5 protein-coding genes are annotated in these 9,523 nt (G+C 38.5%); 2 read left to right on the top strand and 3 right to left on the bottom strand.

Features of this window, described 5'->3' with window-relative positions; translation table 11 throughout:
* Together sprA and J7K93_12965 are read left to right on the top strand one after the other, a co-directional pair.
* A partial coding sequence (gene sprA / locus J7K93_12970; protein MCD6117921.1) for a cell surface protein SprA occupies nt 1–4,958 on the top strand: 4,958 nt, incomplete at its 5' end.
* An 81-nt stretch (nt 4,959–5,039) separates the two neighbouring features.
* Nucleotides 5,040–6,335, top strand: coding sequence for a metallophosphoesterase (locus J7K93_12965; protein MCD6117920.1), 1,296 nt, complete (start codon nt 5,040–5,042; stop codon nt 6,333–6,335).
* 2 nt (nt 6,336–6,337) lie between these two features.
* On the opposite strand, the gene J7K93_12960 is transcribed toward J7K93_12965, so the two are convergent.
* The 3 genes from J7K93_12960 to J7K93_12950 all read right to left on the bottom strand — a co-directional run.
* Entirely contained in the window at nt 6,338–7,363 is a 1,026-nt protein-coding gene (locus tag J7K93_12960) for a FemAB family PEP-CTERM system-associated protein (protein MCD6117919.1), read from the bottom strand.
* Between the two features lie 530 nt (nt 7,364–7,893).
* The gene (locus J7K93_12955; protein ID MCD6117918.1) at nt 7,894–8,676 is read right to left on the bottom strand and encodes a nucleoside phosphorylase; all 783 of its coding nucleotides are present in this window, start codon (nt 8,674–8,676) and stop codon (nt 7,894–7,896) included.
* A gap of 11 nt (nt 8,677–8,687) precedes the next feature.
* The coding region (locus tag J7K93_12950) for a glycosyltransferase family 4 protein (protein ID MCD6117917.1) at nt 8,688–9,523 on the bottom strand (836 nt) is incomplete at its 5' end.

Genomic DNA, 9,523 nt, shown 5'->3' with positions numbered 1-9,523 from the left:
ATGCAAGTAATGAAGAAAACAGGCAGCACTGGTTTGTTCCACTGGAGGCTAACAAGGATTTTTATATTAACAAGCAGCTCGGTTTTATCTATATGAACATGCCCCTGCAGGACAGTGAGGTGCTTGCTGTTTCATATATCAAAACCAACGGTGATACAATTGGAACGTGGATAAATGACGTTGCAGATACAACTGCTTCAAAATCAAAACGGCTTGTATATAAAATAATAAAACCAAGGTCCGCAAGGCCTTCGGATGCAACATGGAATCTTGAGTGGAAGAATGTCTACTCTTTGGGGGGAAGAAATATTGATAAAGACGGTTTTGAACTTCGAATATTTTATAAAGTACCTTCAGGTACACCAAAAGAATCCATTCAGGTAAATGGCAAAGAGAGGGCTCTTCTGAATCTCTTCGGACTTGATAAAGCGGATGTAAACGGCCAGCCTAATCCGGATGATGTTATTGATATTGACCCGAATATATTGAGCTTGAGCAGAGGCGAAGTTATTTTTCCTGATTTACGGCCATTTGATCCGGGTAATGGATCGGGGTCTGATCTGCCGCGCGATTATTGGTCTTCTGTAATTTACGACACTACAAGTGTGTCGGCAATAAGAAATCAGAGCAAATTTTATATGGAAGTTAAATCCTCGTCTGTCAGCCCTGTTCATGAATTAGGGATGAATGTTATTGAAAATTCTGAAAAGGTACTTCTGAATGGAACGACTCTTACCAAGGATGTTGATTATCGAATAGATTATCTCACCGGAACACTTACTATTCTCAATGAACAGGCTTTAAATCCAAATGCCAATCTGGAAATAAGCTATGAGTCCCAGCAGCTTTTTACTATTGATAAAAAAACGCTTATGGGGGCCAGGGCAGAGTACACACTCTGGGAAGATGGAAATAAAAGATCTTTTATAGGCGGTACCTTTTTATATCTCAGCCAGACAACAATGGACAAGCGTATAAGAGTAGGCAAGGATGCGCCTATGAAGAACTTTGTGTGGGATGTAAATACCGCACTGTCGTTCAAACCCGATTTTTTAACAAAAGCATTTAACGCTTTGCCTCTTCTTAATCTTGAGCAGCCCTCTTCCATGTCATTTGAAGGGGAGTATGCCCAGGTAGTGCCAAATCCCAATACTCTTAACAATGATGCAACAGACGATAAAAACGGAGTTGCATATCTTGACGATTTTGAGAGTGCTAAGCGTAAAATCAACCTCGGAGTTACCAGATATGCATGGGGGCCTTCATCTCTGCCTTATGATAGGAGTGATCATCTTTTATCGTTGCAGGATAAGGGAAGCATATATTGGTACAACCCATACAACCAGGTTTCGATTCAGGAAATTTGGCCTGACAGAGAAGTGACAAATAACTTCGGTGGTACGACAAGAACGAATGTCCTTGCAGTGCATTTTACTCCCAACCCGACTTTGCAGGATAAGGCAAAGTCCTGGGGTGGAATTATGCGTGCACTTTCTGCAGGTTTTTTTGATCAGAGTGAGAGTAAATATCTTGAAATAATGGTGAGAGGTAATAACGGCAGGCTCCACATTGATCTTGGCCGTGTTTCTGAAGATGTTATACCGAACAACATAAGGGACACAGAAGATAAATCAACAGAGACACGTGCAAGGAATAATCTTCTTGATGAAGACGAGGACACAGGTATTGACGGAATGTTTGGGCCAGATCCTCCGGAGCTTTTCTGGCCGCATGATCCTTCAGCCGCTGTTGTTAACGGCAGAGCTACATTATATGATTTCTGGGACATAAACGGGGACGGCATAAAAGAAGCGGACGAGCCGTGGAGTTATGATGACTGGGAATATGTGAGCGGCAGTTATGACTATACTCACATTAACGGCACAGAGAACAACAGGAATGACGGTGCTCAGATCCCTAACTCCGAGGACTTAAACCATAATTCAGGCGTTGATCTGAATAATGACTATTTTGAATATTCTTTTTCTCTTGAGAAGGATAGCCCTGATACTGCTTTGATTGCCGGGCAGAAAAACAATACAGCAGGATGGCGCCTTTACAGAATCCCTCTAAGGTCGCCCTCTATGATAAAAGGGACCCCGGATTGGTCGAGAATTGAATTTGTAAGAATTTGGGCAGACAGCATGCAGACAGAGAGCCTGTTTGAAATAGTTGAGATAAATCTAACAGGTAATGAATGGAAGTTCAAGGGAAAAGAATTAAAAGGCGATTCCACTTTTGTTATTACTCCTGGGGACAGTACCTTGAATATAAGTGTTGTAAACACTCACGATAATCCTGAATACACTCAGCCTCCGGGAGTTGAGGGTGTAATTGATCCGATTCAGAAGATTCGTTCAAAGGAACAGTCGCTTGTTTTGGGGTTAACAGACCTTGAGCCGGGGGCGGCTGTACTTGCTCACAAGCAGCTGTACTCTTCCGAGAATCTTATAAATTACAACTATCTGAAGATGTTTGTTTATGGTATGGATAAATACGATTTTTATGAATCTCTTCAGGATTCATTGGAATTTTTCCTAAGATGGGGTTCTGATACTCAGAACCGGGTTTATTATGAAGTCAAAATTCCTCTTTACTCAGGATGGGATAAGAGAAATAATATTGAAGTTTCGTTCGAAGATTTGAGCAGGCTCAAGATAGAAATGGAAGCAGCAGGAAAGGATACAATAAGTGAAGTACAGGCCAACGGCCATATAATTACCATTGTAGGAAAGCCGTCTCTTACAAACATCAGGTGGATTGCTGCCGGTGTTATAAATAAGGGTAAGGAGCCTTTCTACGGAACAGTATGGATGGATGAACTGCGCCTTTCCAGTGTTAAAAAGGATAAAGGAAAGGCAATGAGATTTAAGGCGGATCTTCGTCTTTCTGATTTTATCGTTATGAACGGCGAATTCCAGCGTACGGAAGCGGATTTTCATACTATCAATGAAAGATTCGGAAAAGGCTCTACAACTCTTGGAACAAGGGCTTTTATGAGCATGAATCTTGACAAATTTACTCCTGAGCACTGGGGGCTTTCGATTCCGATAAGTGCAAATTATGCGAAAACACAGTCAACGCCGAAATATAAGCCGGGAAGCGATATTCTTGTAAACAAACGTACAGTACCGGATTCACTGATGCCTGAAATAAGGACAGATAACGAGTCGCTGGGATTGAATGCTGCTTTTAAAAAAAGGACGAAGTCAAGAAATTTTCTTGTCAGGTATCTAATTGATCCGATAGATGCAAAGGCAAGTCTCACAAAGGCAAAATCCAGTAACCCTGTTGTTGCATCCGGAAGAAAATTACAGTACAAAGGATCCTTCAGCTACAGAATTGGATTCGGTAATCAGCACTATTTCTTACCTTTTAAATGGGCAGGGTCGTTCGGGCTTTTAAAGAAGTTTGCAAAAACAAAATTTTACTACTTGCCGTCTAACTTTAGTTTTTCTCTTCAGGGGAGTGATTCAGAGGATGAATCGAGAAAAAGGTCAGGTGTAAACAGCAGTGTTTTTAAGTCAAATTTTACAAGGACACTTGCTGTCAACTACAAACCTTTTAATGTAATTTCCGCTGATTATTCAAAAACTCAGCAGTTTGACATGCTTCATTCAAAGTGGATGGATGTTGTTTCTTCATTTACGGAACCAGGCATGCCTTTATCTGTTAGCCAGAATGCAAATTTAAATTTAAGCCCGAAAATATTTTCATGGTTTACAACGACAGGTAAATATTCAGCAAGTTACAGGTGGAGTGATAATCCGGCAATACGAACAACAGGAACAAGCAGAAGCTCTACAATTAATACTACAATGACTTTTACGGGAACTTTTACTCCGAAAAGATTTGTGCAGTACTTTAAAGTAAAAAAGAAGTCGGCTTTTGCGAGAAAAAGAAGGACTCCTGTAACGAGAAGAAGAAAACCTTCAGCAGATGCAAAGAAAGACAGCAAGACAAAGAAGAAGGATGAAAAAAAATCAGGGGGATTTTTCCTAAGGCCGGCGTTTTATCTTTTTGGAAAATTGATTGAAAAAATAGATCCTGTTTCAGTAAGTATGCGCAACAATATAACTGCAAGCCATTACGGCCTTCAGGGTACGCCATCAGCACAGTATCAATTCGGGTTAACAGATGATCCGGGTGTTCCGCTTTCTGAAAATGTTACACAGAGAAGCTCCACTCAGAAGAACAGGAACATTTCTTTCAGAAGTGGTTTTAAAATAATTAAAAATCTCGCAACAACGCTTAACTATGTTTATACTAATGCAGAAAGCAGGTCAACACAGGTTACAGGGAATGTTTCTTATTCAGTGCTTTCTTTGAATAGCACTCCGATTCCTTTCCCGTCGTGGACTGTCAGGTTGACAGGCATTGAAAGACTTCCCTTTATATCTAAATTTATGCGTTCTATAGTAGTTTCTCATGCTTTTACCGGTAAAAAATCGGAGACATGGAAGGATTCCACAAGTACACCCACCCAGAGAACAGTGACAAAAGATTTCAGGCCTTTTATAGGTGCTAATTTTGCCTTTAAAAACGGGATTACAGCTTCCTTCCAGTACAATACCAGTGAATCTATACAGGAGAAGATGCTTGTAAGCTCAGGAATTACAAAAAATACATCATCCCAGATAAATGTGACTGCAAGGTACAATCTTAAAAAGGGAATAAAGCTTCCCTTTTTAAAGAAAAGATTTAATAACAACATTGATATTTCTGTAACTTTTCAGAGCAGTGTTAATGTAAGTGCAAGAAAACAGGCGGGGAAAACAAATTTTACAGATATGTCAAATACCATGAACTGGTCTTTTAAACCGACAATTACATATTCGTTTACGAAAACAGTAAACGGAGGGCTGCATTTTGAGCTTGGCAAGAGAAAAGATCTGCGTGCAGGCACAACTGATATCAAGGGTTTTGGAATTAATGCAACAATTTCTCTCGGCGGCTGATAGGGTAATTTAAAAATATTTGTAATAAATTATATGGCTTTATTGTTTTGTCCTGTGCTAATTTTAAAGAGGAGTATTTAAGTGCGTTTGGCTGTTATATCGGATCTGCATCTCGGGAACCCCAAATCCTATATGGTTAGAAGAGATCAGGATACAGGAGAGATTGTTCCCGGAGATTATTTCGAAGAGTTTAAATCTGCTCTTAAGAATAAATTCAACGGTAAATCTGTGGATTATCTTATTCTTCTCGGAGATATTCTTGATTTTTCTGTCACACAGTACAGAGAGGCTTATGATATCGGGCGGTTCTTTTTCCAGAAAATAAGAGATGAAAAACTCGCAGATGAGATTATATACATTCCGGGAAATCATGATTTTGATATATGGAATACAATTCAATATCAGCTTAATATTACAAACAGAGTTATAAGAGGCAAATCACCCAAATCGTATCGAATGTCTGTTCCTGTGATCCTTGATGATAGAAAATCCCCTTCTTTCTGGAAACTTACTCTCCCAAAAGTAAGAATCCACAGACAAAAGGGAAGTCCAAAATATGCAGGGCTTTTTCTGGATTATCTTACAAATCCTCCTACACCGTTTATTGTCGGATTTCCGAATCTTTATCTTGTTACTGATTCGGAAACAATAATAATGACTCATGGCCATTATATGGATCTAATATGGACATTTCTTGGCAAGTGGGGTATGTCTGTTTTTGGTAAAGATCTTAATATTAAGAAACCTGGTATTTTTGATCTTGGAGAGCTTGTTGCAATGAACCTGCCTGTATGCGAGTTAGAGTCTGCTGCAGTAGGCCAGTCAGGGCCGTTAACTGATATTATTCAAAAAATTCAGTCGGAAATCAGCGAACATAAATACGGAAGTGTTAATAAGTACGCTGCAGAGCTGAAAAAAGAGATGAACAGTGCATGGAAGGGTTTACATAAAAGCACAAACAGGATGCTGTTTAATATTATTATGAAAAAAATAGTTAACAGCCTTGAAAAGGTTAGCCCTGCAAGATATAATATTGAATTTTTAACAAATCCTGTTGTAAGGCAGAGGTTTCTTGATTTTTATCGTTCAACTTTATATGAGATAGAAGAGTTGAAAAATAATGATAATATAGAAATACCTGATCCTGTAGGTATGATATTCGGGCATACTCACCAGCCTATTCCATGGGGTTCGGTTTATGCTCCGGAAATTAATTTGCCGGAGCTTCCGTCAGGCAAAAAATTTGGTATTTATAATACAGGGGGATGGCTGCCGAAAACAGATGAACAGGGGAAGGAAATCTTTTTTGGTGCAGAAGTGTTTTTTTATGATTCAAAAGAAGGTTTTTCGTCCACAGGAATCGGATATACGGAATAAATTTATGGAAAACGTCTCCTTATAGCCGGGCCCAGGGTATCTGTTATTATAATTGGCAAATGCCGCCACAGCCTGGAAAAGAGTTGTCTTTTAGGGTTGATATGGCTTGTATTCGGAATTGATTTTGCATTTTTTAGATAGTATTGATAATATAGCTGCACAGGTTCAGCACCCCATCCCAGTTTAAAGAAATATGAGCCGCTGTCTTTTATAGTTCGGCCGAAGTTATAATGTTTATATCCGTTTATTGCTGCATTTTCAATCAATTTCCATTCAAGAAGCTGATTGGGGTTCATGTGGCGGAATTCGGGAAGATCATTTCCGATTACTTCTGATACTGTTCCCTTGTAATGCCTTACGAGAAACATTGCTACTGTCTGCCCTTGAAAGTGGACCCTTGCAACAGAATGGTTTTCAGGAAAAGAATTTATTATTCCTTTTATCCATTCTCTGCCTTGATCCGGTGTACCGAAGTGTTTTACATCCTTTAAATAAAAGTTGATAAACTCATGAAAGTTGTTGTATTCAAGCTCTACCTGAAGTCCTGTATTAATTGCTTTCTTAACGGATTTCCTCATTGATTTTCTTATATTTCTCCAGATGTTGTCAGGATTTGAGTCAAGCTCCAGTTTAAAAGTATAGTAGTTTGTGTCAATTTTCAAGTCTGCATCAACAGGCACTTCCTGTCTCAGTTCAAGGTAATCAGCGTTAAGTGTGTCTGTCAATTCAATGGCTTTTTCAAAAAGAATGTTTCTGGCATTTTGATTGTCTGCACAGATACCGCCAATCACTGCATAAGGTACAGATACCAGTTTGCTCCCGAAGAAATGATGATGTACATAAAAAAGAGGAAGAACTCCTTTAATGCAGTTTCCTTTCACAGCAGCAAGATACACAGGTTCATAATTTTTGTATTTTTCTAAAAGAGCCCTCCAGCCGTTTGTATGAAAAATTGTACCGTATGGCGAGTTTTTTACGTACTCGTTCCAGGATTTCATATTGCTTTTGTTAATTATGTCTACTCTCATTGCTTTCCTGTTTTAAAGCTGAACAACTATTCTCTGTGTCTGTTATAAGCAGCAGTTTTTAATGATTTTTAATTAACAAATTTATTTACGTGCTAAAATTGTGCCAGAAGATATTATTAAACATAGGGTTGTTATTGAATAATTAAATCAAAAAATGTTGCATTTTTATTAAATTCTGCAATGCTGCTGTTTACAAATAGTAAAGATTGAAAGCATAGAATATTGTGATAAGTAAAGTGATTATACAAAATTCAGGATTTTTACAACCTCCAACTGTTTTCATCATGATTTATAAAACCATGGTAACCGATAAAATTAATCTTGCGGAATCGCTTGAATACGGACAATATAATGAAAGAAAAGGCAGAGAATGCATCCGGCTGAATAAACTGTATAATGATTCGCGGACAGGAAGGGGTTCTATTCAGCCGGCAGTTGCGTCTTGTGTTATTTTAATTAATTATTCCTTTGAAAAAATGGCCTGCTCATACTCTTTTTTCCATAAGTGCACTCATTTCTGCAGTATGTAATCATGAAGATGTTAAATCCTGCAGAGCTGTCAGTACAGCTTCCTGAGTTTTTGTAAACACCTCTTTTAACCCATGTGAAAAAAATCCCGGCCTCCATTCTCCCCACAGTTCATCACTTACAACAAGAAGGTTGCATACGGAAACATGCCTGAAAATCCCAAGAGCATACATTGCAGAGGTTTCCATGTCTACTCCGGAAACACCTTTTTCACTATACATCTTAATTTTTGATTTTAATTCACGGTAAGGGGCATCTGTTGTCCACTGTATACTTGGAATAACTTCCAGGTCTAGTTTTGAGGCGGACTTTTTAATAATTATGGCGAGGTCCTTATCCGGTCTAATCAGCGAACTGTCTTTTATATAGTGAGGGGATGTTCCTTCTTCAACAACTGATTCAACAGGAAGAAGCGCAGTTCCTATGGGGATATCCTTTCGCAGGCTTCCTGCCCAGCCCATTCCTATAAATGTTTTGGCACCGCATGCAATCATCTCTTCCATGCTGGAAACAGTTGCAGGCGCTCCGATCCCAACCTGAATAAAGGTTACGTCCGTATTATTTATTTTTGCTTTATAAACAGGATAAGTTGATGAGAAAATCCAGTCGTGAATTCTTTGAGCATTTGTTTTTTGTGCAAACCAGTGTATTGGGCCTGCAGCCCATGATAAAACCACAATTGAAGAGATTCCTGTTTTCTCCATGGAAATTTTCTTTGATGACAAGAATTGATTAACAAATTTTTTTGGAGTAAAAACAGAATCCGAATCATTATTTTTATTCAAAATATCTCCGATTAAATCTGTCCGAAATTGATTAGTATTGTCTTCAGTCTCTGTTCCAAAACTTCATATGAAAAAAATCTTGCAGCGAGATGGAAGTTTTTTTCCACCATCTCTTCAGTTTTTTTAGGATTGTTTAAAAGGTCTTTAATCTGGTTAATAACTTTATCATTAACATAGTTATTCATTGCAACTATTTCAAATCCTATTGGTTCAATATCCTGCTGATATATTGAATATCTGTTAACAAGAAGGGGTTTTTTAAAAAATATAGCTTCAAGAAATGCATTCCCAAAACCTTCATAACTTGAGGGATACGTAACAAAATCCGCATGAGGGTAAATATCCCATATACTGTAGATTTTTTCTCCGTTTTCACCGGTTGCTCTTTTATCTGCAAATATACTCGGGTTGATAACTATTGGTACATCCATTAATTCTGCATAGCTGATTATCCGGTTGTAGTACTCTTTGCCTTCATCTTTTGCCGAGTGTGTAATAACCAGCTTTATCTTCGGGTTTTGAAGTCTGTGAATCACTTCAATAGCGCTCTCTATTCCTTTTCTCTGAACAATACGTGTAGGCTGAAGAAAGATAATATCATCAGGGGCAAGCCCGAGATCTCTCCGTATATCTTTATTATATTCATCGATTCCCGGAGGCTCACGGTCATAGTTAAATACATTAGGTATTACAGTTGATGCAATACCCCTTCTGTACCCCAGCATTTTTCTTGCTTCTGTATTTATAACCACATGAGAGAGTGAGTTAAGGCTTGGGGGGAAGGCCATGTTAATGTAGTCATTAACGCAGTTAACCATGAACCTTTCTCTCTCCCAGTAAAAATCGT

This window comes from bacterium, from assembly GCA_021158245.1.
In the GTDB taxonomy this organism is placed as follows: domain Bacteria; phylum Zhuqueibacterota; class QNDG01; order QNDG01; family QNDG01; genus QNDG01.
Note: the sequence above shows the minus strand (reverse complement) of the source record. Positions and strands in the feature narration are given on the sequence as shown.